At 44.2% G+C, this 22,395-nt stretch carries 23 protein-coding genes and 1 pseudogene; 23 read left to right on the top strand and 1 reads right to left on the bottom strand.

Annotated elements, in window-relative coordinates; all coding sequences use genetic code 11:
- The first annotated feature begins 34 nt into the window (after positions 1-34).
- The 14 genes and pseudogenes from ACESR9_RS08885 to ACESR9_RS08950 all read left to right on the top strand — a co-directional run bounded on the left by ACESR9_RS08885 (position 35) and on the right by ACESR9_RS08950 (position 14,867).
- Complete coding sequence (locus tag ACESR9_RS08885) at positions 35-1,315, top strand: MATE family efflux transporter (RefSeq protein ID WP_373106322.1); 1,281 nt, start codon at positions 35-37, stop codon at positions 1,313-1,315.
- Positions 1,312-1,941 (top strand): HAD-IA family hydrolase, encoded by a 630-nt coding sequence (locus ACESR9_RS08890; protein WP_373106323.1) that lies wholly within the window; start codon positions 1,312-1,314, stop codon positions 1,939-1,941. Before ACESR9_RS08885 ends, ACESR9_RS08890 begins: the two co-directional genes overlap by 4 nt.
- A 268-nt stretch (positions 1,942-2,209) precedes the next feature.
- Positions 2,210-2,638 (top strand): MarR family winged helix-turn-helix transcriptional regulator, encoded by a 429-nt coding sequence (locus ACESR9_RS08895; RefSeq protein WP_023920160.1) that lies wholly within the window; start codon positions 2,210-2,212, stop codon positions 2,636-2,638.
- 15 nt (positions 2,639-2,653) lie between these two features.
- The gene (locus tag ACESR9_RS08900) at positions 2,654-3,016 is read left to right on the top strand and encodes a DUF1304 domain-containing protein (protein WP_023920162.1); all 363 of its coding nucleotides are present in this window, start codon (positions 2,654-2,656) and stop codon (positions 3,014-3,016) included.
- Between the two features lie 514 nt (positions 3,017-3,530).
- Positions 3,531-4,889 carry an anthranilate synthase component I gene (trpE, locus tag ACESR9_RS08905; RefSeq protein ID WP_373106324.1) on the top strand — a complete coding sequence of 453 codons (1,359 nt, stop codon included), beginning with the start codon at positions 3,531-3,533 and terminating at the stop codon, positions 4,887-4,889.
- A pseudogene (locus ACESR9_RS08910) lies at positions 4,886-5,446 on the top strand (aminodeoxychorismate/anthranilate synthase component II); the annotation flags it as partial. The gene trpE and the pseudogene ACESR9_RS08910, both read left to right, overlap by 4 nt.
- A 9-nt stretch (positions 5,447-5,455) precedes the next feature.
- The gene (trpD, locus tag ACESR9_RS08915; RefSeq protein WP_373106340.1) at positions 5,456-6,460 is read left to right on the top strand and encodes an anthranilate phosphoribosyltransferase; all 1,005 of its coding nucleotides are present in this window, start codon (positions 5,456-5,458) and stop codon (positions 6,458-6,460) included.
- Positions 6,457-7,224: an indole-3-glycerol phosphate synthase TrpC gene (trpC, locus tag ACESR9_RS08920; RefSeq protein ID WP_373106325.1), complete on the top strand. Its 768-nt coding sequence runs from the start codon at positions 6,457-6,459 to the stop codon at positions 7,222-7,224. The genes trpD and trpC overlap by 4 nt, the downstream gene beginning before the upstream one ends.
- On the top strand, positions 7,211-7,798 hold the full coding sequence (locus ACESR9_RS08925) for a phosphoribosylanthranilate isomerase (RefSeq protein ID WP_373106326.1): 588 nt from the start codon (positions 7,211-7,213) through the stop codon (positions 7,796-7,798). The genes trpC and ACESR9_RS08925 overlap by 14 nt, the downstream gene beginning before the upstream one ends.
- A complete protein-coding gene (gene trpB / locus ACESR9_RS08930) occupies positions 7,788-8,993 on the top strand; it encodes a tryptophan synthase subunit beta (protein WP_373106327.1) in 1,206 nt (401 codons plus the stop codon). The genes ACESR9_RS08925 and trpB overlap by 11 nt, the downstream gene beginning before the upstream one ends.
- 1 nt (position 8,994) lies before the next feature.
- Positions 8,995-9,771, top strand: a complete 777-nt coding sequence (gene trpA / locus ACESR9_RS08935; protein WP_373106328.1) for a tryptophan synthase subunit alpha — start codon at positions 8,995-8,997, stop codon at positions 9,769-9,771.
- 141 nt (positions 9,772-9,912) lie between these two features.
- The gene (locus tag ACESR9_RS08940) at positions 9,913-11,376 is read left to right on the top strand and encodes an alpha-L-fucosidase (protein WP_373106329.1); all 1,464 of its coding nucleotides are present in this window, start codon (positions 9,913-9,915) and stop codon (positions 11,374-11,376) included.
- Between the two features lie 257 nt (positions 11,377-11,633).
- Positions 11,634-14,279 carry a DNA polymerase I gene (polA, locus tag ACESR9_RS08945; RefSeq protein WP_373106330.1) on the top strand — a complete coding sequence of 882 codons (2,646 nt, stop codon included), beginning with the start codon at positions 11,634-11,636 and terminating at the stop codon, positions 14,277-14,279.
- A gap of 135 nt (positions 14,280-14,414) precedes the next feature.
- Positions 14,415-14,867 (top strand): CoA-binding protein, encoded by a 453-nt coding sequence (locus tag ACESR9_RS08950; RefSeq protein ID WP_021154247.1) that lies wholly within the window; start codon positions 14,415-14,417, stop codon positions 14,865-14,867.
- A 57-nt stretch (positions 14,868-14,924) separates the two neighbouring features.
- On the opposite strand, the gene ACESR9_RS08955 is transcribed toward ACESR9_RS08950, so the two are convergent.
- On the bottom strand, positions 14,925-15,794 hold the full coding sequence (locus ACESR9_RS08955) for a DUF975 family protein (RefSeq protein WP_373106331.1): 870 nt from the start codon (positions 15,792-15,794) through the stop codon (positions 14,925-14,927).
- Between the two features lie 150 nt (positions 15,795-15,944).
- Here ACESR9_RS08955 and tgt point away from each other — a divergent pair, with 150 nt between their 5' ends.
- From tgt to rplB, 9 genes are all read left to right on the top strand, one after another.
- Positions 15,945-17,087, top strand: coding sequence for a tRNA guanosine(34) transglycosylase Tgt (gene tgt, locus ACESR9_RS08960; RefSeq protein WP_003010858.1), 1,143 nt, complete (start codon positions 15,945-15,947; stop codon positions 17,085-17,087).
- A 1-nt stretch (position 17,088) separates the two neighbouring features.
- On the top strand, positions 17,089-17,709 hold the full coding sequence (locus ACESR9_RS08965) for a uridine kinase family protein (RefSeq protein ID WP_373106332.1): 621 nt from the start codon (positions 17,089-17,091) through the stop codon (positions 17,707-17,709).
- 108 nt (positions 17,710-17,817) lie between these two features.
- On the top strand, positions 17,818-18,729 hold the full coding sequence (locus ACESR9_RS08970) for a helix-turn-helix domain-containing protein (RefSeq protein WP_315376041.1): 912 nt from the start codon (positions 17,818-17,820) through the stop codon (positions 18,727-18,729).
- 76 nt (positions 18,730-18,805) lie between these two features.
- Positions 18,806-19,186, top strand: a complete 381-nt coding sequence (locus tag ACESR9_RS08975; protein ID WP_150905105.1) for a hypothetical protein — start codon at positions 18,806-18,808, stop codon at positions 19,184-19,186.
- Positions 19,187-19,514: 328 nt separating this feature from the next.
- Positions 19,515-19,823 (top strand): 30S ribosomal protein S10, encoded by a 309-nt coding sequence (rpsJ, locus tag ACESR9_RS08980; protein WP_003009585.1) that lies wholly within the window; start codon positions 19,515-19,517, stop codon positions 19,821-19,823.
- 81 nt (positions 19,824-19,904) lie between these two features.
- The gene (gene rplC / locus ACESR9_RS08985) at positions 19,905-20,531 is read left to right on the top strand and encodes a 50S ribosomal protein L3 (protein WP_003010846.1); all 627 of its coding nucleotides are present in this window, start codon (positions 19,905-19,907) and stop codon (positions 20,529-20,531) included.
- A 24-nt stretch (positions 20,532-20,555) separates the two neighbouring features.
- The gene (rplD, locus tag ACESR9_RS08990) at positions 20,556-21,179 is read left to right on the top strand and encodes a 50S ribosomal protein L4 (protein ID WP_003009591.1); all 624 of its coding nucleotides are present in this window, start codon (positions 20,556-20,558) and stop codon (positions 21,177-21,179) included.
- Complete coding sequence (locus ACESR9_RS08995) at positions 21,179-21,475, top strand: 50S ribosomal protein L23 (RefSeq protein ID WP_003009593.1); 297 nt, start codon at positions 21,179-21,181, stop codon at positions 21,473-21,475. The genes rplD and ACESR9_RS08995 overlap by 1 nt, the downstream gene beginning before the upstream one ends.
- A 17-nt stretch (positions 21,476-21,492) precedes the next feature.
- A complete protein-coding gene (gene rplB, locus ACESR9_RS09000; protein ID WP_000512900.1) occupies positions 21,493-22,326 on the top strand; it encodes a 50S ribosomal protein L2 in 834 nt (277 codons plus the stop codon).
- Positions 22,327-22,395 lie beyond the last annotated feature (69 nt).

A 22,395-nucleotide genomic window follows, 5' to 3' on the forward strand; every position in this document is an offset into this window, starting at 1 on the left:
GATCAAAAGAGCCGTTTGGCTCTTTTATATACTCATGAATTCATACAAAAAAATCTTAAATATCGCTCTTCCTGCCATGGGTGAAAATTTCTTACAAATGCTGATGGGCATGGTGGACTCTTATTTAGTGGCTCACCTGGGCTTGATTGCCATTTCAGGTGTTTCCGTCGCAGGGAATATCATCACCATCTATCAAGCCATCTTTTTGGCACTGGGTGCGGCAGTTGCCAGTGTTATGTCCAAAAGCTTGGGTGAAAAAAATCAAGAAAATATTGCCTACCATGCGACAGAGTCACTGAAGGTGACCTTATTGTTGAGTGCTCTCTTAGGAGGGGCATCGCTGTTATTTGGGCGCCAGATGATTTCGCTGTTGGGGACTGAAGCTGCAGTAGCCGAAAGCGGGGGGATTTACCTTTCCTTGGTCGGCGGGACCATTGTTCTCTTAGGATTGATGACGACCTTGGGCTCCTTGGTTCGGGTGGCCAACAATCCACGTCTTCCTATGTATGTGAGCCTCTTGACCAATCTATTAAACGCTCTGTTCTCCTCTGTGGCCATTTTCCTTTTTGGCTGGGGAATTGTCGGAGCAGCTTTGGGGACAGTGCTGGCCCGTCTGGTGGGGGTTGTCCTCTTGTGGCAAAAGGTCCAGCTACCCTTTGCCCCCCTTCGTTGGGGATTGGATCGTAAGCTCTTGAACTTAGCACTTCCAGCTGCCGGAGAGCGGCTGATGATGCGGGCTGGAGATGTGGTGATCATTGCGATCGTGGTTGCTTTTGGGACCGAGGCAGTCGCAGGAAATGCCATCGGAGAGACCCTGACCCAGTTCAACTACATGCCTGTGTTTGGAGTGGCCACAGCGACGGTCATGCTCGTAGCACGGAGCCTAGGCGAAGGGGATCTTGAGCAGATTGACCGCCTTCGAAAGCAGTCTTACTGCTTGTCCTTTGTGTTGATGTTGCCCATTGCTCTGAGTATCTTTTTTGGGGGCACCCTTCTGACCCATCTCTACACACAAGATACAAAAGCGGTAGAAGCTAGTCTATCGGTTGTCCTCTTTTCTTTGTTGGGAACGCCGTTTACAGCAGGAACGGTCATCTATACAGCTGTTTGGCAAGGCTTGGGAAATGGGAAACTTCCATTTTATGCAACGACGATTGGCATGTGGGTCATTCGAATTGGAGTCGGTTATCTGCTTGGAGTAACTCTTGGCTTTGGCCTTCCAGGGGTCTGGACTGGGACACTGCTCGACAATGGTTTTCGTTGGCTATTTTTGAGTCAGCTATATAGACGAAAAGTAGGAGAGAAGAAAAAATGACAAAACGAGCCTTTATTTGGGATTTGGACGGAACCTTGCTGGATTCCTATGATGCTATTCTGGCAGGTCTTGAGGAGACTTATGCATCTTATCAGCTTCCGTTTGACCGGGCTAGCATTAAAGATTACATCTTGAAGCATTCGGTTCAAGATCTTTTAGTAGCTGTGGCGGAGGAGTATCATCTGGATGTGACGGACTTGAATCATCGCCGAGCAGAAAGTCTAGCAGAGAAAAATGCCCAGGTCGTCCTGATGGAGGGCGCGCGTGATGTCCTATCCTGGGGACAAGAAGCTGGAATTGAGCAGTTTGTCTATACCCATAAGGGAGAGAATGCCTTTGTCATCCTGCGGAACTTGGGTTTGGAATCTTTTTTTACAGAGATTTTGACCAGTCAAAGTGGTTTTGCTCGCAAGCCTGACCCAGAAGCTGCCATGTATCTGATAGAGAAGTACGGGTTGCATCCAGAAAAGACCTACTATATAGGGGATCGGAGCCTGGATATTGACTTTGCAAGAAATAGCCAGATTCATAGTATCAATTTCTTGACGTCTGACTATCAAGGCAATCATCAGATGAACACCTTACTAGATATCCCACGTATTTTAAACGCTGAAAAGAATCTGTAAAGAATTTGTTTTCATTTTGAAATAAAGTCGTAAGCTTTCTTTAAGAAATGTCCGCTATAATAGAACCATAAACAAAGACCTCCTAACTTTGTTTAGAAAAATCCTAAAACTTTTCTTTTTCATAATAATCTCCCTAAGAGTCGCCAAATCAGGCGGCTTTTTTTGTGTGAAAAAACAGTACAAGCTCTTTTCCTTGCTAGGATAGAAGAAAAAGTTTATAATTGACTTATCAATTATTGATTTATCAAAAATAATACGGAGAAGGAATATGGCAGAAATAAATGATTTGCTCTACCAACTACGTTTGGCAGATCAATCAACTACGCAACTCTTTGAAAAGCGACTAGGGATTAGCTTAACACGTTACCAAATTTTGCAGGATTTATTAGAACAAGCACCTTGCAATCAGATCGCGGTTCAGGAACGCTTGCAGATTGATCCAGCTGCTTTAACGCGGCATTTCAAAATATTGGAAAAGGAAGGGTTTGTCCATCGGAGTCGAAATCCAAAGAACCAGCGGGAAATCTTAATTCATTTGACGGATACGGCCTATAATCGTTTGGTCAAACATCCCCCTCGCTATCATGTGGCGGTGAAAGAACAGATGAGTCGGATTTTGACGGCTCAAGAACAAGAGCAATTTTCTTACCTGCTGGACAAATTAGTATCTGGCATTGAACAAATAACAGTCGAATAAAAAGGAGAATCTACGATGTCATTACTGACGATTATTTTAGCAAGTCTTGCTGCACTGGAGCATTTATATATTTTTTATTTGGAGAGCATCAGAACCACATCTGATACCACAAGTCGGGTTTTCAACATGGATAAAGAAGAACTCGCTCGCCCATCTGTGACCTCTTTATTTAAGAATCAAGGGATATACAATGCCTTGATTGGTGTCTTCCTCTTGTATGGATTGTTTGTCTCTAAAAATAGTGAAGTTGTTACGATTTTCGTGCTCTTTATTATTGGAGCCGCAGCTTACGGTGCGATGACAGCCAATAAAAAGATTATCTTGACCCAAGGTGGCCCTGCTATTTTGGCCTTGTTAAGTATCCTATTTTTGGGTTAAAAAAGATGCGCCGATAGGGAACTTTGAGTTGATTGTATTAAATAAGTGTAGAAAAAAGTATAAAAAAAGACTAAAAATTTTATTGACTTTCTAAGAAAAAGGGTTATAATGGTAGCAACAGAAAAGTAATGAGTCAGCTATTTCCAGGGAGCTTGTGGGAATTGTGAACAAGCAATAGCGACTGATGAAAATTGGACTGTTATGATCAATGAATTCTAACCCATGTGAATTCGGTTAGCACCCCTTACCGTGCAACTCCTTGATAGAGGAGATAGAGATGTGGGGAAAGACCAGCTATTTTTCCCTATAAAAGAGGTGGCACCGCGGACACTACGCCCTCACACAGTTTTTGTGTGAGGGCTTTTCTATGTGCCTTAGCAAGCGAAGCGAGCTTAGGCACATAGATCCCAAAGCGCAAACAGAGCGATGGGATAACCTTAATCGCCTTAGCAAGCGAAGTAGGGTGCGGTTGAATTCATTAGAATAAAAGAGTTCTAAAAGAGAGGTTTCTGATATGAAAAAAGTTTTATCTGCTGATGTGTTGAGTCCAATTTTGGCTTATATGCGTTTGGAAGCGCCCCATAAAATGATCTTGGAGTCGATCCCTCGTGAAAAAGAGAATGCGCGTTTTTCAATTGTAGCCTATCGGCCGGTCAGTGAAGTCAAGTTTGAACATGGTGTCCTCTATTACAATGATCAAATTGTTGAAGAGGATCCTTTGGACTTTTTGAACCGCATCACGGTCAAAACGAAAACTTCAGAAGAACTTCCTTTTAACGGTGGGGCGATTGGATTTGTCGGCTATGACTTGATTGGCCTCTATGAGAACATTGGTTCCATTCCTGAAGATACGATCGGCACCCCAGATCTCCACTTTTTCTTATATGAAAGCTATGTGATTTTTGACCACAAAAAGGAAAAGGTCTATGTGGTGGAAGAAAACCTCTATAGTGGACGGAGTGAAGCAGAGCAAGCGTCGAGCTTGGAGCAAGTGTTAGCACAATTGGCAAGACCTGCAAAAGAAGAGTTTCAGGACAAGGATCTGCATGCACTTCATTTCCACAATCATTTGGATCAAAAAGAGTTTGAGGAAATGGTGGCCCTAGCGCGGGACTATATTCGAAAAGGGGATATGTTCCAATGCGTGCTTAGTCAACGTTTTTCAGCTGATTTTTCAGGAAAACCACTAGATTATTACCGCAATTTGCGCGTGACCAACCCTTCGAATTATCTCTACTTTTATGATTTTGGGGAGTACCAAATTATCGGTGCTAGTCCGGAAAGTCTGGTGTCGGTCAAGGACCGAGTGGTGACGACCAATCCCATTGCGGGCACACGTCCCAGAGGGCTCGATGAAGAGAGTGATCGGCAATTGGCAGCTGATTTGGCAGGGGATCCAAAAGAAGTCGCAGAACACCGGATGTTGGTGGATCTAGGGCGAAACGATATTGGGCGTATCGCCCAAAATGGGTCGGTTGAAGTGACCAAATATATGGAAGTGGAATTCTTCCGTTATGTCATGCACCTGACCAGTGTAGTCAAGGGGCAATTACTTCCTGGACTAGCCTCCATTGAGGCTCTGAAGGCAACTCTTCCAGCGGGGACCGTTTCGGGTGCTCCCAAGATTCGAGCCATGAAGCGAATCTATGAGGCAGAAAAAGAGAAACGAGGCGTCTATGCGGGGGCTATTGGCTATCTCTCTGTGACGGGGGATCTCGATTTTGCTATTGCCATTCGAACCATGATCCTCAAAAATAAGAAGGCTTATGTGCAGGCCGGAGCAGGAATCGTTTATGATTCGATCGCTGAAAATGAATACCAAGAAACCGTCAATAAGGCAAAATCGATGACAAGGATTGGAGAAGAAGGATGATTTTATTAGTCGATAATTACGATTCATTTACCTACAATTTAGCACAGTATATCGGAAAATTTGATGAGGTCCAGGTGCTTCGAAATGATGATCCGGATTTGTACCAAGTTGCCCAAGAAGCAGATGCCTTGGTCTTTTCTCCAGGTCCAGGTTGGCCAAAGGACGCGGGTAAGATGGAGGAGATGATCCGAGATTTCGCAGGGGTCAAACCAATCTTGGGGATTTGCTTGGGGCATCAAGCGATTGCGGAAGTTTTTGGAGGGCGCTTGGGATTGGCCCCTCAGGTCATGCATGGCAAACAAAGCCAGATCCAGCTAGAAGCTCCCTCTCCGCTATACGCGGGTGTCGCAAAAGAGGTCCCAGTCATGCGTTACCATTCGTTGACGATTGAAGACATGCCAGAGGATTTTGTCATTACCTCTCGAACGACGGATGATCAAGCGATTATGGGGATTCAACATCGTAGCTTACCGATTTATGGTTTTCAATACCATCCAGAAAGTATCGGGACGCCAGATGGGCTCAAGACCATCGAAAATTTTGTCAAACTAGTCAAGGAGCGGAAGATGAAACAAGTGCTTGCAAAAGTGGCGGAAGGAATGGATCTAACCAGTGCAGAGTTAGAAGCTGCTATGGAGGAAGTCGTTGCTGGTCGTGCTTCAGAAGCCCAGGTGACGGCCCTTCTTCTAGGTCTCAAAATGAAGGGAGAAACGGTTGAAGAGCGGACGGCTATTGCAAAAGTGATGCAGGCCTATGCAGTCGCTATTCCTACAGAAGTTCAAGGAGCGATGGACAATTGTGGAACTGGGGGCGATCGTTCTTATAGTTTCAACATTTCAACAACAGCTGCCTTCGTCCTTGCTGGTGGTGGCATCAAGATGGCGAAACACGGAAATCGTTCGATCTCTTCTAAATCTGGTTCTGCGGATGTACTAGAAGCTCTAGGAATTAACCTTGATTTGGGTCCAGAAGACTTGGGACGAGTGTTTGAAAAGGCGGGAATTGTCTTCCTATTTGCCAAAAATCTGCATCCTGGCATGCGCTATATTATGCCCGCTCGCTTGGCGCTAGGGGTTCCAACGGTGATGAACTTAACTGGTCCTCTTATCAATCCGATTCCTCTAGAAACCCAGCTATTGGGAACAAGTCGTCCTGACATGCTGGAAAGTACAGCAGAGATTCTAAAGAATTTGGGAAGGAAACGCGCAGTGGTGGTGAGTGGTCCACAAGGTTTGGACGAGGCAGGCCTTGATGGGGCAACCCAGCTCGCTATTCTGGAAAATGGACAGGTTACCTTATCCAACTTTCAACCAGAAGATATCGGAATGGAGCGCATCGAAATTGATCAAGTACGTGGTGGTGACGCCAAACGCAATGCGGAAATTTTGCTCAGTGTCTTGAAGAATGAAGCAAGTCCCTTCTTAGAGGTGACGGTCTTGAATGCTGGCCTTGGTTTTTATGCCAATGGCAAGGTAGATTCTATCAAGGAAGGGATTGCCTTGGCACGGGAAGTGATTGCCAGTGGGGCTGCCCTTGAGAAATTGAGATTATTACAGGAGTATCAAAAATGAGTCAAGAATTCTTGCCAAAGATTCTAAAGGAAAAGGCGCGGGAAGTGGCTGCGATGAAGGAAGAGGAGCTCCAACCTTTGCGCGAGACCTACCGCCTGTATGATTACCTAAAGAGTCATCCAGAAAAGCTTCAGGTCATTGCGGAAGTGAAAAAGGCTAGCCCGAGTCTGGGAGATATTCATGTCGATGTGGATATCGTCGCGCAGGCTAAGACTTACGAAGAAAATGGGGCCGTGATGATTTCTGTCTTGACTGATGAAGTGTTTTTCAAGGGCAGTATCGAGTATCTCCGCGAAATATCTAGTCAGGTGCGTATCCCCACCCTCAACAAAGATTTCATTGTGGATGAAAAACAAGTGATTCGGGCGCGAAATGCAGGGGCGACTGTGATCTTGTTGATAGTTGCAGCCTTACCAGAGGCTCGTCTGAAGGAGCTCTATGGGTTTGCGACCCATCTTGGCCTGGAGGTCTTGGTGGAGACCCATAATCTGACAGAACTAGAGGTCGCTCACCGGATTGGGGCTCAGATCATAGGGGTCAATAATCGCAACTTGGTGACCTTTGAGACAGATCTTCATACTAGCCTTGAATTGGCGACAAGCTTTGAACAAGAACCGGTTTACATCTCTGAGTCTGCTATTTTCACAGCAGCAGATGCGCGTATGCTGGCTCCTTATTTTAATGGCATTCTCGTTGGGACAGCGCTCATGAAGGCAGACAATGTGGCTGAAAAAGTAAAGGAGTTGCAGATTGACAAAGGTTAAAATTTGCGGATTGTCCACTCCGGAAGCTGTCCAGACAGCTGTTGATGCCGGTGCGGACTACATAGGTTTTGTTTTTGCACCAAGCAAACGGCAAGTCACGCTGGAGCAAGCTCGGCAGTTGGCTACAGGGATTCCAAAGGGGGTTCAAAAAGTCGGTGTTTTTGTATCACCACAAAGAGAAGAAGTGGAGCAAGCTTGCCAAGTTGTGGGCTTGGACCTGATACAAGTGCATGGACCGATAGATGATAATATCTTGCAAGACCTTCCCCAACAAACGATTCGCGCTGTTCAAGTGGGGAAAGATGCAGCTCTTCCTGAGACCAGTGCCGATTATCTGCTCTTTGATGCTCCTGTAGCAGGAAGTGGAGAGACTTTTGACTGGCAAAAGCTCGAAACCCAAAACTTCATAAAGCCCTTCTTTATTGCAGGAGGCTTGACGGTAGACAATGTAGCAGATGCCATTCGCTTCTTTCATCCTTATGCGGTGGATGTATCCAGTGGGGTCGAGACAAATGGAATAAAAGATCAAGAAAAAATAAAACGATTTATAGAAAGGGTCAAGCATGGCATATAAACAACCAGATAAAAACGGATTTTACGGGCTGTTCGGGGGACGATTTGTCCCTGAAACCTTGATGACAGCAGTTTTAGAATTAGAAGAAGCCTACAGAGAAAGTCAAAAAGATCCTTCTTTTCAAGCAGAATTGGATCAGCTTCTGAAACAATATGTCGGTCGGGAAACACCGCTCTATTACGCTAAAAATCTTACCAAGTATGTCGGTGGAGCCAAGATTTTTCTTAAAAGAGAAGACCTCAACCACACAGGGGCTCATAAAATTAATAATGCCCTAGGACAAGTTTTATTGGCACATCGGATGGGCAAAAAGAAGATCATCGCAGAAACAGGAGCTGGTCAGCACGGTGTTGCAACGGCAACGGCTGCTGCTTTATTTGATATGGAATGCACGATCTACATGGGGGAAGAAGATGTCAAACGCCAAGCCCTCAATGTCTTTCGGATGGAATTGTTGGGCGCCAAGGTTCAATCAGTAACAGATGGGTCGCGTGTTCTCAAGGATGCGGTCAATGCTGCCCTTAGAGCCTGGGTAGCAAATGTGGAGGATACCCACTATATCATGGGTTCTGCTCTAGGACCTCATCCATTCCCAGAGATTGTCCGTGATTTTCAAAGTGTCATCGGTCGAGAAGCCAAACGCCAATTTGCAGAGCAAAATGATGGTGCGCTACCAGATGCCGTCCTAGCCTGTGTAGGAGGCGGATCGAACGCCATTGGCCTCTTTTATCCTTTTGTTGAAGATGCCTCTGTTGCCATGTATGGGGCGGAAGCTGCTGGGCTTGGAGTAGATACAGACCAGCATGCAGCAACCTTGACCAAGGGACGTCCGGGAGTCCTTCACGGCGCCTTGATGGATGTTTTACAGGATGCCCATGGACAGATTTTAGAAGCCTTCTCGATTTCGGCAGGTCTCGATTATCCTGGGATTGGGCCAGAGCATTCTTATTTCCATGACATCAAGCGGGCAACCTATGTGCCTGTGACAGACCAAGAAGCATTAGAAGCCTTTCAATTGCTTTCAAAAGTAGAAGGAATCATTCCAGCTCTGGAATCGAGCCATGCTATCGCCTATGCGGTGAAGTTGGCCAAGGAAATGGGGCCTGAAAAATCCATGATCGTTTGCTTATCAGGTCGTGGGGATAAAGATGTGGTACAAGTCAAAGACCGCCTAGAACAAGAGAGAGGAGAGTAAGATGGGAAAGACCTTAACAGAGCATTTACAAAAGCTGAAAGACCAGCAGCAAGGGATCTTTGTTCCTTATATTATGGCAGGAGATCATGAAAAAGGCTTAGCAGGTTTGCAGGAAACCATCCAATTTTTGGAGGAGCTTGGTGTCTCAGCTATTGAGGTTGGCATTCCTTTTTCGGATCCGGTGGCAGATGGTCCTGTGATTGAAGAGGCGGGACTACGAAGTTTAGCCCATGGGACGACGACAGAGGGTCTGGTGCAAACGATCCAGCGCTTGAAGACTACTGTTCCTTTGGTCATCATGACCTATTTCAACCCCTTGTTCCAATATGGGCTCGAAAATTTCTTTAGAGATGTAGAAGGAACAGCGGTCAAGGGAGTGATTATTCCGGATCTCCCTCATGAGCATGCGGATCTGGTAGAGCCTCTATTAGTGGATAAAGACATTGCTTTGGTGCCGCTAGTGAGCTTAACCACAGGAATCGAGCGTCAAAAGAAATTGATCCAAGATGCAGAAGGATTTATCTATGCCGTTGCTGTCAATGGAGTGACGGGGAAAGCTGGTAGCTATCGAGAGGATTTGGACCACCACTTGGCTCAATTACACGAAATAGCGTCCATTCCTGTTTTAACAGGTTTTGGAGTTTCCAGCATGGAGGATGTTCACCGTTTCAACAAGGTCTCAGATGGGGTTATTGTGGGGTCCAAAATCGTTAAGGCTCTCCACCAAGGGGAGACAGACGACATCGCTCGTTTTATTTCTCAAGCAGTGAAGGGCTAGAAGGTTCATTCCATTCATCATCAGCTTGATTCTCCTAGATCAAGCTCTTTGTCTACTATTTTAAACATTCCCCTCGTTTTTCTTTACAAACGAGGGTTTCTCGTTACAATAGAGGTAGTAACAAGAAAAGAGGAGAAGAGAATGATTAGCCTTGAAGAGATTGATCAAGTCATCCAGTCAGGTCCTTTTGAACCAACCTGGGACTCTCTTAGCCATCAAGTCTGTCCAGATTGGTATCGGGATGCCAAATTTGGAATATTTATCCACTGGGGCGTCTATAGTGTACCTGCTTTCGGTTCGGAATGGTATTCGCGAAATATGTATATCCAAGGGAATCCTTGCTATGACTATCATCGAGCGCATTTTGGAGATCAGGCTATCTTTGGCTACAAGGATCTCATTCCTCTATTTACAGCCGATCGCTTTGATCCGGTATCTTGGCTAGATCTCTTTCAAAAAGCGGGAGCTCAGTATCTTTTCCCAGTTGCGGAGCACCACGATGGTTTTCAGATGTATGCCTCTACACTCTCGCCTTATAATAGCTTAGAAATGGGGCCGAGACGAGATGTCTTAGGAGAGCTGAGGGAGGAAGCAGAAAAACGTGGCCTGCACTTCTGTACGTCCTCTCACCGGGCAGAACACCAGTTTTTCTTTTCACATGGCAAGGAATTTACTAGTGACATTCCGCAAGAAGTCCCAAGAGACAGCCTTTATTGGCCAGCCGAGCCAGAGCCCAAGGATCATTTTGATCTGACTTCCAAGCCTTATCCGAGCAAAGAATTCTTGAAAGATTGGCTGTTGCGAACCTGTGAACTGGTGCGGGACTACCAGCCAGAGCTCCTTTATTTTGACTGGTGGATCCAGCATGAGAGTTTCCGTCCCTACTTGATGCGCTTTTTGGCGTATTATTACAATCTAGCAGCACAAGAGGATTGCAAGGTGGCTGTTTGTTACAAACAGGATGCCCTCCCTTTCGGTTCAGGAATCGTCGAGATGGAGCGGGGAGGCTACGGAGAGACGCAAGCCTTTCTGTGGCAAATGGATACCGCGATCGCCCGTAATTCTTGGTGCTATACCGAGGATCTAGCCTACAAGACCAGTAAGGAATTGCTACAAAATTTAGTCGATGTTGTGGCAAAAAATGGCAATCTTCTGCTCAATATTGGCCCCAAGGCAGATGGTACCATCCCTGAGCAAGACCGAGACATCCTCACAGAGATCGGGGACTGGCTGGCGGTAAACGGAGAAGCCGTTTATCAGAGCCGGCCTTGGCGGGTGTCATCGGACGGACCGACCGAGGCTCAGGAAGGTTCCTTCTCAGATGGGGAAGCGCCACTCTACACCAGCCAAGATTTCCGCTATACCATGCGTGAAGGCCTTCTTTATGCTATCCAGCTAGAACCAAGCGGACGGACAGAGGAGCTGACCTTGCCGTCTCTCGCCTATGATCTCAAGCAACCGAGAATCCTTCATGCGCGTATTCGGCAGGTAGAGCTCCTTGGAGAAAGCCAGCTCGTTTCTTGGAGCCAAGATGAGGCAGGCCTCCATCTTCAATTACCAGCTTGTAGCCAAAAACAACCGCGTGTTTTGCGTCTCAGTTTTTAGTTTTCTTGAAGCTTTCTATAAGGAATGGTTTAGGTTTCTCTTGTATACTGTACTCATCCAATAAGAAATGAGGTACAGAAAATGAAAATCTCAGTCAATTATCCAAAACGCTTTAAGAAATTGCCACAACAAGGGTCTTGTTACGGCGAATAAACACTTCTTTTCATTTTTCATAAGAAACTCCTAAAGAAGGCTCTACCCGAAAGGGTAGAGTTTTTATGTACCAGAGACCTTGTGATTCGTGGTATAATAGGCCTATGGAAAAAAAGAATACATTACTACTCATCGACGGGTCTTCCGTCGCTTTTCGTGCCTTTTTCGCACTTTATAATCAAATTGATCGCTTCAAAAATGCCAATGGTCTGCATACCAATGCGGTCTATGGCTTTAATCTCATGTTGAGCCATCTCTTGGAGCGCATCCAACCAACCCATGTCCTTGTTGCTTTTGATGCAGGAAAGACGACTTTTCGGACGGAGATGTATGCCGACTACAAAGGGGGTCGTGCAAAAACGCCAGATGAGTTCCGCGAGCAGTTTCCTTTCATTCGTGAACAACTGGATCATTTGGGAATTCGCCACTATGAGCTAGCTCAATATGAAGCAGATGATATTATTGGAACGCTGGACAAGTTGGCAGAATCAACTTCTGTTCCTTTTGATGTGACTATTGTCTCAGGGGACAAGGACTTGATTCAGCTAACGGATGACAACACGGTGGTTGAAATCTCAAAAAAAGGAGTGGCAGAGTTTGAAGAATTTACTCCAGCCTATTTGAAAGAAAAGATGGGACTGACACCGGAGCAATTTATCGATCTCAAGGCCTTGATGGGAGATAAGTCGGATAATATCCCAGGTGTCACTAAGATTGGAGAAAAGACCGGAATCAAACTGCTCCTTGAGTATGGCTCTCTCGATGGCATTTATGATCATATCGATGAGATGAAGGCTTCTAAGATGAAGGAAAACCTCATCAACGACAAGGAGCAGGCCTATCTGTCCAAGACTCTCGCGACCATCGATACCAATGCGCCCATTGAGATTGGCCTGGATGATATCACCTATACGGGCCCCCATCTAGAAAATCTCGCCAAGTTTTATGAGGAGATGGGCTTCAAGCAACTCCGTCAGGCCTTGGATCTCAGTGGAGAAGAGGCGGCTCCTGTAGCCATTGACTATACAGAAGTCGAGCAAGTCACTCCAGATATGCTTACGGAAGATAGTTTCTTCCATTTCGAGATTTTTGGGGACAACTACCATACGGAACCCATTATCGGCTTTGCATGGGGGACCAAAGGTCAGCTCTACGCGAGTACAGATACTGGTCTTTTGCAAACACCGATTTTCAAAGAATTTCTCGAAAAAACGCCCCTCAAGGTCTATGACTTCAAGCGGGCCAAGGTCTTGCTCAGCCACTTGGGCATTACCCTTCAAAATCCCGCGTTTGACAGTCGATTGGCCAAGTATCTCTTGTCGACCGTAGAGGACAATGAGATTTCAACCATTGCGAGTCTCTATAGTCAGATTGCGCTGCCACTGGACGAAGTCGTTTATGGCAAGGGAGCCAAAAAAGCTATCCCAGAGAAGGCGGTCCTATTAGAGCATTTGGCACGGAAAGTCGCTGTTCTACTGGATACCGAAGAGCCTATGATGGAGCAGTTGCAAGCCCATGATCAGCTAGATTTGCTTTATGATATGGAGCAACCACTAGCAGCTGTTTTGGCCAAGATGGAAATCGCGGGGATCAAGGTAGAGCGCCAGACCCTCCAAGATATGCAAGTGGAAAACGAAGCGGTCTTGGAACGCTTGACCCAAGAAATCTACGAGCTTGCAGGAGAAGAGTTCAACATCAATTCTCCAAAACAATTGGGTGTCATCCTCTTTGAAAAATTGGAACTCCCTCTTGAATATACGAAGAAGACCAAAACCGGCTATTCCACAGCTGTTGATGTCTTGGAACGCCTGGCTCCCATCGCACCAATTGTGTCTAAGATTCTTGAATACCGCCAAATTGCTAAGATCCAGTCGACCTATGTCATCGGTCTTCAAGATTGGATTTTGGAAGATGGGAAGATCCATACCCGCTATGTACAGGATTTGACGCAGACAGGCCGCTTGTCCAGCGTGGATCCCAACCTGCAAAATATCCCTGTCCGATTGGAACAAGGTCGCCTTATTCGTAAGGCCTTTGTCCCAGAAGAGGAAAACAGTGTCTTGCTCAGTTCGGACTATTCACAGATCGAATTGCGCGTCTTGGCCCATATTTCGGGAGATGAGCATTTGATTGACGCCTTTAAACATGGGGCAGATATCCATACATCGACTGCTATGCGCGTCTTCAATATTGAAAAACCAGAAGATGTGACGCCGAACGACCGTCGCAATGCAAAAGCAGTAAACTTCGGTGTGGTTTATGGAATTTCCGACTTTGGCCTGTCTAACAACCTAGGGATCAGTCGAAAAGAAGCCAAGGCCTACATTGAGACCTATTTCGAACGCTACCCTGGCATCAAGGACTATATGGAGAGAGTGGTACGGGAAGCGCGTGACAAAGGCTATGTGGAGACTCTCTTCAAGCGTCGTCGGGAGATTCCAGATATCAATTCTCGCAACTTCAATGTTCGAGGCTTTGCGGAGCGGACGGCTATCAACTCACCCATCCAAGGATCGGCAGCAGACATCTTGAAAATTGCTATGATCCACTTAGACCAAGCGCTAGAAAGAGGAGCATACAAGACCAAGATGCTTCTTCAGGTGCATGATGAAATCGTTCTGCAAGTACCAAGTGATGAACTGGTAGCGATCAAAGAACTCGTCAAAGAGACCATGGAATCCGCTATCGAACTTGCAGTTCCACTGGAAGCTGATGAGAATGAAGGCAAAACATGGTATGAAGCCAAATAAGATTGAGTTTGTTTAAAACAGAAAGCGGTAGGAGACTTTTCAGTTTCCTACCGCTTTTAACGACAAACACTTGCAATGCCCTTCGTATTGTTATACTATTTAAAGAAAGGAAACGCATACAAAAAGGAGATTCTTATGGCTTATTCATTTCGCAATCCTAGTGATGGCATTATCAAACATTACCTAGAAACCAGCAAGATCATTGCTGTAGTTGGATTATCTGATCGTGAAGATACGACCAGTCATCGTGTCAGTAAGGAGATGCAAGAACGGGGCTATCGGATTATTCCCGTCAACCCCCGTGCAGCCGGTGGTCAGATCCTTGGGGAGACGGTTTATGCTAGCCTACAGGAAATTCCTTTCCCAGTAGATATCGTTGATGTGTACCGTCGCAGTGAGTTTTTACCAGATGTGGCACGTGATTTTATTGAGACGGATGCGAAAATTTTCTGGGCACAATTGGAGCTGGAAAATCAAGAAGCAGAAGAAATCCTTCGTGGAGCTGGACGAGAAGATATCGTCATGAACCGCTGTATCAAACGGGAACACACCCGACTGATCTTAGGAGACTCCCTATACGGTTTATAAATGATAAACAATTGACATAGAAGAAAACCCCAGCAAGCTGGGGTTTTCTTCTTACTCTTATTCAGTTTCATGGCTTGGATGGCCTGTAAAATGGCGCGGCCCTTGTTTAATCTGCTTGATTTGATCATAAAAGGCAATTTGGCAGTTGATAAAGTAAGGCATGGTATAAAAGCCGATGACATCGCGCGTGAAGTAATTCAAGAAGTACCAACCAATCAAGGTTAGATCGAGCACCAAGCGATTGCTGCGGAACCCTTTCATGGTTTCACGACTTTGGCGAAGGACTCCAAAGGCTCCCTTGTAGTTGCCGTCTCGTAATTGCTCGTAGAGGATCAATTCGACCAGGCTGAGACTGTAGTATTGTGGCAGGTAAAAGAGGAGGCCAATCAGGCCAAGTATGACACCAGCAGTCATCAGAGGCATTTGTTGCATGAGAGATTGGAATTCAGGACTGGAAGCACTCAGAGTGCTAGGGTTGCTCACCTTATCGTAGATCGCCAAAAATCGAATGCTGGCGTAGGTGCTGATGAGACTCCCTACATAGAGGATGAGTCCCCATAAAAAGAGGACGACTTGCTTTAAGATCAAGGTGGCAAATACAGAGGTAAAGCGATCTTGTTTAAAGATATCTAAGACGCGTGTTCGGTGTTCGATCTTGGGATTAATCGTATCTAAATAGCTAAAAGTCGCACCAACCACTAAAATGGAGATGACAAAGGAGACGACAGAAGGAAAGAGCTGTCGCTGGATCATGTAGATACTTGCTTGCTGCAAGGTCATATCCGGTAGTAGATCGACCAGATCTTGCCCACTTAAGAGAAAGTTAGCAAGAATGGTCAACAGGACCGGAAGAGCAAAAAGGATAGCTAAGCCCGGTTGCTGGATTTGCATGGTACGTGCCCGGAGGCGAATCAGTTTAAGGTTCATAGATGACACTCTCTTCATAGTAGTACTTTTTATTATAACATAAGTCCGTGACAGAGCTGGTAAAATTTGGTACAATCGTACAGGTGCTCACAGGAAAACTGTGACAGGAATAAGAAGGCTGGGACTGTTTTTCCCAGTACGGAGGTAACCATGACAGATTCACCGATTCAATATCGATTAATCAAAAAAGAAAAGCATACAGGTGCTCGTCTGGGAGAAATAATCACCCCTCACGGGACCTTCCCAACCCCAATGTTTATGCCTGTAGGGACTCAGGCAACCGTTAAGACCCAATCGCCAGAAGAACTCAAGGAAATGGGTTCCGGCATTATCTTGGCCAACACATACCATCTCTGGCTTCGTCCCGGGGACGACTTGGTCGCAAAAGCAGGAGGATTGCACCAGTTCATGAACTGGGATCAGCCAATCTTGACAGATAGTGGAGGTTTTCAAGTCTATTCACTAGCGGATACCCGCAATATTACTGAAGAAGGGGTGACCTTTAAAAACCACCTCAACGGCTCGAAAATGTTCCTTTCTCCAGAAAAAGCCATCTCGATTCAAAACAATCTAGGCAGCGACATTATGATGTCCTTTGATGAATGCCCTCAGTTTTATCAGCCCTATGATTATGTGAAAAAATCAATCGAACGGACCAGTCGTTGGGCAGAACGTGGGCTAAAAGCTCACCGTCGTCCTCATGATCAAGGGCTTTTCGGGATTGTTCAAGGGGCTGGATTTGAAGACTTGCGCCGTCAGTCTGCTCAAGATCTGGTCAGCATGGACTTTCCAGGCTATTCCATCGGTGGGTTAGCTGTTGGGGAAAGCCATGAAGAGATGAATGCAGTACTTGATTTCACAACTCCGCTCCTACCAGAGAACAAGCCACGTTATCTCATGGGAGTGGGAGCTCCAGACAGTCTGATCGATGGTGTTATTCGTGGAGTGGATATGTTTGACTGTGTCTTGCCGACGCGGATTGCGAGAAATGGTACCTGTATGACTAGTCAAGGACGCCTGGTAGTGAAAAATGCGCAATTTGCAGAAGATTTTACACCGCTGGATCCTGAATGTGATTGCTACACTTGTAAAAACTATACCCGAGCTTATCTTCGCCACCTCCTCAAGGCAGATGAGACCTTCGGCATTCGCTTGACTAGCTACCACAACCTCTACTTCTTGATTAACCTTATGAAGCAGGTCCGTCAAGCCATCATGGATGACAATCTCTTAGAATTCCGTGAGCATTTCGTCGAAAAATATGGCTATAACAAGTCAGGACGGAATTTCTAGGATGGATCGCGAAAGACTATTAGACTCCTTGGTTAAAAAGATCCAGGCAAAAGAATGGCAGACCATTGGGATCTATGGTCATGGTGGTTCAGGAAAAACAACCTTTGCAAAAGCACTCTGTGAGCGATTGGACCTCATGAAAGTTAATCTTTTAGAGACAGATCCCTATGTTATTGGAAGTCCAAGAGGATTGGTTGTACCAAAAGACTCCCCAGGTCAAAAAGTGACTGCATGTCTGTCGAGTGCCCACGAATTAGCTAGTCTAGAACGAGATATTCAAGCCCTTCAAGCGGGAATGGATATACGAACAATTGATAAGCCATGGACTCCAAGTCACATATTATCTGGCGCAAAGCCTATTCTTATCGTAGAGGGAATGTCGGTAGCCTTTCTCCCTAAGTTTTTGTTTGATCAAACCATTTGTTTCTACACAGATGATCATACAGAGCTGGAAAGACGATTAAGCAGAGACGTCGCCCAACGAAATCGAGAAATGGACTTCATCTATCGAACTCACCAGATCAGGCGAGAACAATACCATCAGTACTACCAACCTATGGAAGGTGAAGCAGATATCCTGGTCAATACATCACAAGATCAATTTTGTATTGAAAAAGAATAGAAAGTTCTACGGAAAAGTAGAACTTTTTTGATTAAATTTCATAGAGCATCGATATTGTTGTAAGCAAATTTGTTATTGGGTATAATGTATTCAGGAAGGATGATAACTATGGTAGAAGATCTTCGAAAATTTGCAACTCTTGTGAAAAAGTATAGAAAACAAAAAGGAATGACCAAAGAAGAGTTGTGTCAGGATGAGAGCGAGTTGACTGTGCGTCAATTAACTCGAATAGAGTCAGGCTTGTCGAGACCAACATTAACTAAGATAAATTTTTTAGCTGAACGACTAGACATGAATTTATTTTCATTGATGCCAGACTATACAGAATTACCAAAAGAATATTTAGACTTAAAATACCAATTATTAAGAAATACGACGTATTCGGATAAAAGAAAGATTTATGAAGAGGAAAAACGTTTCGAAATCATATATGAGAATTATTATGAAGATTTGCCTGAAGAGGAGCAATTGATTGTTGATATCTTAACCACTATATCTGATGTTAATGAAAGTGAATTAATTGAACTTGGAAATCATTTATTGGAGGATTATCTTGATCAACTAAAAAAGAAGAATACATATACCTTAAATGATCTTTTGTTGATTAAATTGCTTTTAATAATAATGATACACGATGATGACATATACTGTAATCCAGGATGGCAATTGTTACCGCAAATTGTACAAAGGTTATTGGTAGATGATGGTGAATTATTAATCTATCAGCAATTTGTATTGAGAGATACACTTTTTCTAGCCTTAGGGTTGTTTTTTAGATTAGGTGATTATAAAAAGGTTAGAGAAATATTAGACAGGTTAATTCAAATTATGGAACTAACTCAAGACTATCAGAAAAAATCTTTGATAGATATGTTTGAATGGAAATATTATCTCAGTTATAAGAATGATAAAAAAGAGGCTAAAGAGTATTACGAATCAGCTATACACTTTGCAGAAATGATTAAAGAAGATATGCTATTAAAAAAACTAAAACAGGAATGGCAACAGGATATCAAATAATTAGCAGGACATTTTTGTCCTGTTAAACTATATATCAAAAACCTATAATAAGTGTATTAAGAAAGTAGGTGAAAAAATGGCTAATCAAACTAAAAAGATCATATCTCTAATAGCAACAGTTCTATCTATTGGGATTGTATCGTATGCATTACAAAAAAACGCCGTTGCTGAATCAACAGGAATTGATCAAAAGGAAAATCAAACAATACAAATTTATAAAAAACTCTTGAGTGGTAAATCAGAAAAAGAAATAAATGATTATTTTGGTAATTTACCTGATAGTAAAGTAATTGTCGCTGATGAATCCGGTGGATTTACAACGAGTTCCACAAATGATTATAGTAATCCAGTTGAAACTATTGATGAGAGGGGGAATAAAGAGTTAAAGTCATTTCAAGATACAAGCACTGCATCAACAATTGGTGAAATAAAAGCAGCCTTGAAAATCAATAAATAAAAAGTGAAAAGATGTAATTAGCGTATCACTTTACGTTAAAAAGTTCTACGGAAAAGTAGAACTTTTTTCTATATATTTTTCTATATAATAGCAACTTTTTTAGCACTCTATTTCTTTCGAAAACACTTTCATCAAAAAAACGAAAAAAATCTTCTCAAATCCCTTGCATTGGGCCTTTGTTTGTGTTAAACTACTATGGTGCTGTGAAAAACAGCTATTAGCTTTGATGCAAGAGGTTGCGACACGCTCGGTTGCATTGCCACGCAACGCGCGTCGGTTTTCTTGTGGAGCTAGCCTATTATCTTAAATAGACGAAAAGGAGAAAAAGATGGCAAACAAAAAAATCCGCATCCGTTTGAAAGCGTACGAACACCGTACACTCGACACAGCGGCTGCAAAAATCGTAGAATCAGCTACTCGTACAGGTGCACAAGTTGCGGGTCCAATCCCACTTCCAACTGAGCGTAGCCTCTACACAATCATTCGTGCGACTCACAAATACAAAGATTCTCGCGAACAATTCGAAATGCGTACACACAAACGTTTGATCGATATCATCAACCCAACTCAAAAAACAGTTGACGCTTTGATGAAATTGGATCTTCCAAGTGGTGTAAACGTAGAAATCAAACTTTAATCTAAAGCTTGATCCAGAGCATAAAAAACGCTCGTTAAAAACTTTTTGAATAAAAAACTATAGAAAAGGAACTATTTTCTCATGACAAAAGGAATCTTAGGGAAAAAAGTGGGAATGACTCAAATCTTCACTGAAGCTGGCGAATTGATCCCTGTAACAGTTATCGAAGCAACTCCAAACGTTGTTCTTCAAGTTAAAACTGTTGAAACAGATGGTTACAACGCTATCCAAGTTGGTTTCGATGACAAACGCGAAGTATTGAGCAACAAACCTGCTAAAGGACATGTAGCAAAAGCTAACACGGCTCCTAAGCGCTTCATTCGTGAATTCAAAAACGTTGAAGGCTTGGAAGTTGGTGCTGAAATCACAGTTGACACTTTCGAAGCTGGAGACATTGTTGATGTAACTGGTACTTCTAAAGGCAAAGGTTTCCAAGGTGTTATCAAACGCCACGGACAATCACGTGGACCTATGGCTCACGGTTCTCGTTACCACCGTCGTCCAGGTTCTATGGGACCTGTTGCACCTAACCGCGTATTCAAAGGTAAAAACCTTGCAGGACGCATGGGTGGCGATCGTGTAACAATTCAAAACCTTGAAGTTGTACAAGTTGTTCCAGAAAAGAACGTTATCCTTATCAAAGGTAACGTACCAGGTGCTAAGAAATCTCTTATCACTATCAAGTCAGCAGTTAAAGCTGGTAAATAATAAGGAAAGGGGAATACAGTCAAAATGGCAAATGTAACATTATTCGACCAAACTGGTAAACAAGCGGGCGAAGTTGTTCTTAACGATGCGATCTTTGGTATCGAACCAAACCAAGCAGTTGTATTTGATGTGATCATCAGCCAACGTGCTAGCCTTCGTCAAGGAACTCACGCAGTTAAAAACCGTTCAGCCGTTTCAGGTGGCGGACGCAAACCATGGCGTCAAAAAGGAACTGGACGTGCTCGTCAAGGTTCTATCCGCTCTCCACAATGGCGTGGTGGTGGAATCGTCTTCGGACCAACTCCACGTAGCTATGCGTACAAACTTCCTCAAAAAGTTCGTCGCCTTGCACTTAAATCTGTTTACTCAGAAAAAGTTGCTGAAAACAAATTTGTAGCCGTTGATTCTCTTGAATTTACAGCTCCAAAAACTGCTGAATTTGCAAAAGTTCTTGCAGCTTTGAGCATCGATTCTAAAGTCCTTGTTATTCTTGAAGAAGGAAACGAATTCGCAGCTCTTTCAGCTCGTAACCTTCCAAACGTGAAAGTTGCGACTGCTACAACTGCAAGTGTTCTTGACATCGCAAATAGTGACAAACTTCTTGTTACTCAAGCAGCTATCTCTAAAATCGAGGAGGTTCTTGCATAATGAATTTGTATGATGTTATCAAAAAACCTGTTATCACTGAAAAGTCAATGGCTCAACTTGAGGCAGGCAAATATGTATTCGAAGTTGACACTCGCGCTCACAAACTTTTGATCAAACAAGCTGTTGAAGCTGCGTTTGAAGGTGTAAAAGTTGCGAATGTGAACACTGTAAACGTAAAACCTAAAGCAAAACGCGTTGGACGCTACACTGGTTTTACTTCAAAAACTAAAAAAGCTATCATCACGCTTGCAGCTGATTCTAAAGCAATCGAGTTGTTTGCTACTGAAGCTGAATAATCTAAGGAGGAAATATCGTGGGAATTCGTGTTTATAAACCAACAACAAACGGTCGCCGTAATATGACTTCTTTGGATTTCGCTGAAATCACAACAAACACACCTGAGAAAACTTTGCTTGTTTCTCTTAAAAACAAAGCAGGTCGTAACAACAACGGTCGTATCACTGTTCGTCATCAAGGTGGTGGACACAAACGTCATTACCGTTTGATCGATTTCAAACGTAACAAAGATGGAGTTGAAGCAGTCGTTAAAACGATCGAATACGATCCAAACCGCTCAGCTAACATCGCGCTTGTACACTACACTGACGGTGTGAAAGCTTACATCATTGCCCCTAAAGGTCTTGAAGTAGGTCAACGCATTGTATCAGGACCAGAAGCAGATATCAAAGTCGGAAATGCTCTTCCACTTGCTAACATCCCAGTTGGTACTTTGATCCACAACATCGAATTGAAACCTGGTAAAGGTGGAGAATTGGTACGTGCTGCTGGAGCTTCTGCTCAAGTATTGGGTTCTGAAGGTAAATATGTACTTGTTCGTCTTCAATCAGGCGAAGTTCGTATGATTCTTGGAACTTGCCGTGCTACAGTTGGTGTTGTCGGAAACGAACAACATGGACTTGTTAACCTTGGTAAAGCGGGACGTAACCGCTGGAAAGGTGTTCGCCCTACAGTTCGTGGTTCTGTAATGAACCCGAATGATCACCCACACGGTGGTGGTGAAGGTAAAGCACCAGTTGGACGTAAAGCGCCATCTACTCCTTGGGGTAAACCTGCGCTTGGTCTTAAAACTCGTAACAAGAAAGCGAAATCTGACAAACTTATCGTTCGTCGTCGCAACCAAAAATAATCATAAGCAACTAGCTTACACTTTCCGCCAGCTCGGTAGCGCTGCATAGCAGCGCAAGCCGCTGTGGTA

It is taken from the genome of Streptococcus parasanguinis, from assembly GCF_964238605.1.
GTDB lineage: Bacteria > Bacillota > Bacilli > Lactobacillales > Streptococcaceae > Streptococcus > Streptococcus parasanguinis_AJ.

Bases quoted from the DNA above. Each gene is read 5' to 3' on its own strand.
- ACESR9_RS08885 (WP_373106322.1), top strand. From the start codon at position 35: ATGAATTCATACAAAAAAATCTTAAATATCGCTCTTCCTGCCATGGGT.
- ACESR9_RS08890 (WP_373106323.1), top strand. From the start codon at position 1,312: ATGACAAAACGAGCCTTTATTTGGGATTTGGACGGAACCTTGCTGGAT.
- ACESR9_RS08895 (WP_023920160.1), top strand. From the start codon at position 2,210: ATGGCAGAAATAAATGATTTGCTCTACCAACTACGTTTGGCAGATCAA.
- ACESR9_RS08900 (WP_023920162.1), top strand. From the start codon at position 2,654: ATGTCATTACTGACGATTATTTTAGCAAGTCTTGCTGCACTGGAGCAT.
- trpE (WP_373106324.1), top strand. From the start codon at position 3,531: ATGAAAAAAGTTTTATCTGCTGATGTGTTGAGTCCAATTTTGGCTTAT.
- trpD (WP_373106340.1), top strand. From the start codon at position 5,456: ATGAAACAAGTGCTTGCAAAAGTGGCGGAAGGAATGGATCTAACCAGT.
- trpC (WP_373106325.1), top strand. From the start codon at position 6,457: ATGAGTCAAGAATTCTTGCCAAAGATTCTAAAGGAAAAGGCGCGGGAA.
- trpB (WP_373106327.1), top strand. From the start codon at position 7,788: ATGGCATATAAACAACCAGATAAAAACGGATTTTACGGGCTGTTCGGG.
- trpA (WP_373106328.1), top strand. From the start codon at position 8,995: ATGGGAAAGACCTTAACAGAGCATTTACAAAAGCTGAAAGACCAGCAG.
- ACESR9_RS08940 (WP_373106329.1), top strand. From the start codon at position 9,913: ATGATTAGCCTTGAAGAGATTGATCAAGTCATCCAGTCAGGTCCTTTT.
- polA (WP_373106330.1), top strand. From the start codon at position 11,634: ATGGAAAAAAAGAATACATTACTACTCATCGACGGGTCTTCCGTCGCT.
- ACESR9_RS08950 (WP_021154247.1), top strand. From the start codon at position 14,415: ATGGCTTATTCATTTCGCAATCCTAGTGATGGCATTATCAAACATTAC.
- ACESR9_RS08955 (WP_373106331.1), bottom strand. From the start codon at position 15,794: ATGAACCTTAAACTGATTCGCCTCCGGGCACGTACCATGCAAATCCAG.
- tgt (WP_003010858.1), top strand. From the start codon at position 15,945: ATGACAGATTCACCGATTCAATATCGATTAATCAAAAAAGAAAAGCAT.
- ACESR9_RS08965 (WP_373106332.1), top strand. From the start codon at position 17,089: ATGGATCGCGAAAGACTATTAGACTCCTTGGTTAAAAAGATCCAGGCA.
- ACESR9_RS08970 (WP_315376041.1), top strand. From the start codon at position 17,818: ATGGTAGAAGATCTTCGAAAATTTGCAACTCTTGTGAAAAAGTATAGA.
- ACESR9_RS08975 (WP_150905105.1), top strand. From the start codon at position 18,806: ATGGCTAATCAAACTAAAAAGATCATATCTCTAATAGCAACAGTTCTA.
- rpsJ (WP_003009585.1), top strand. From the start codon at position 19,515: ATGGCAAACAAAAAAATCCGCATCCGTTTGAAAGCGTACGAACACCGT.
- rplC (WP_003010846.1), top strand. From the start codon at position 19,905: ATGACAAAAGGAATCTTAGGGAAAAAAGTGGGAATGACTCAAATCTTC.
- rplD (WP_003009591.1), top strand. From the start codon at position 20,556: ATGGCAAATGTAACATTATTCGACCAAACTGGTAAACAAGCGGGCGAA.
- ACESR9_RS08995 (WP_003009593.1), top strand. From the start codon at position 21,179: ATGAATTTGTATGATGTTATCAAAAAACCTGTTATCACTGAAAAGTCA.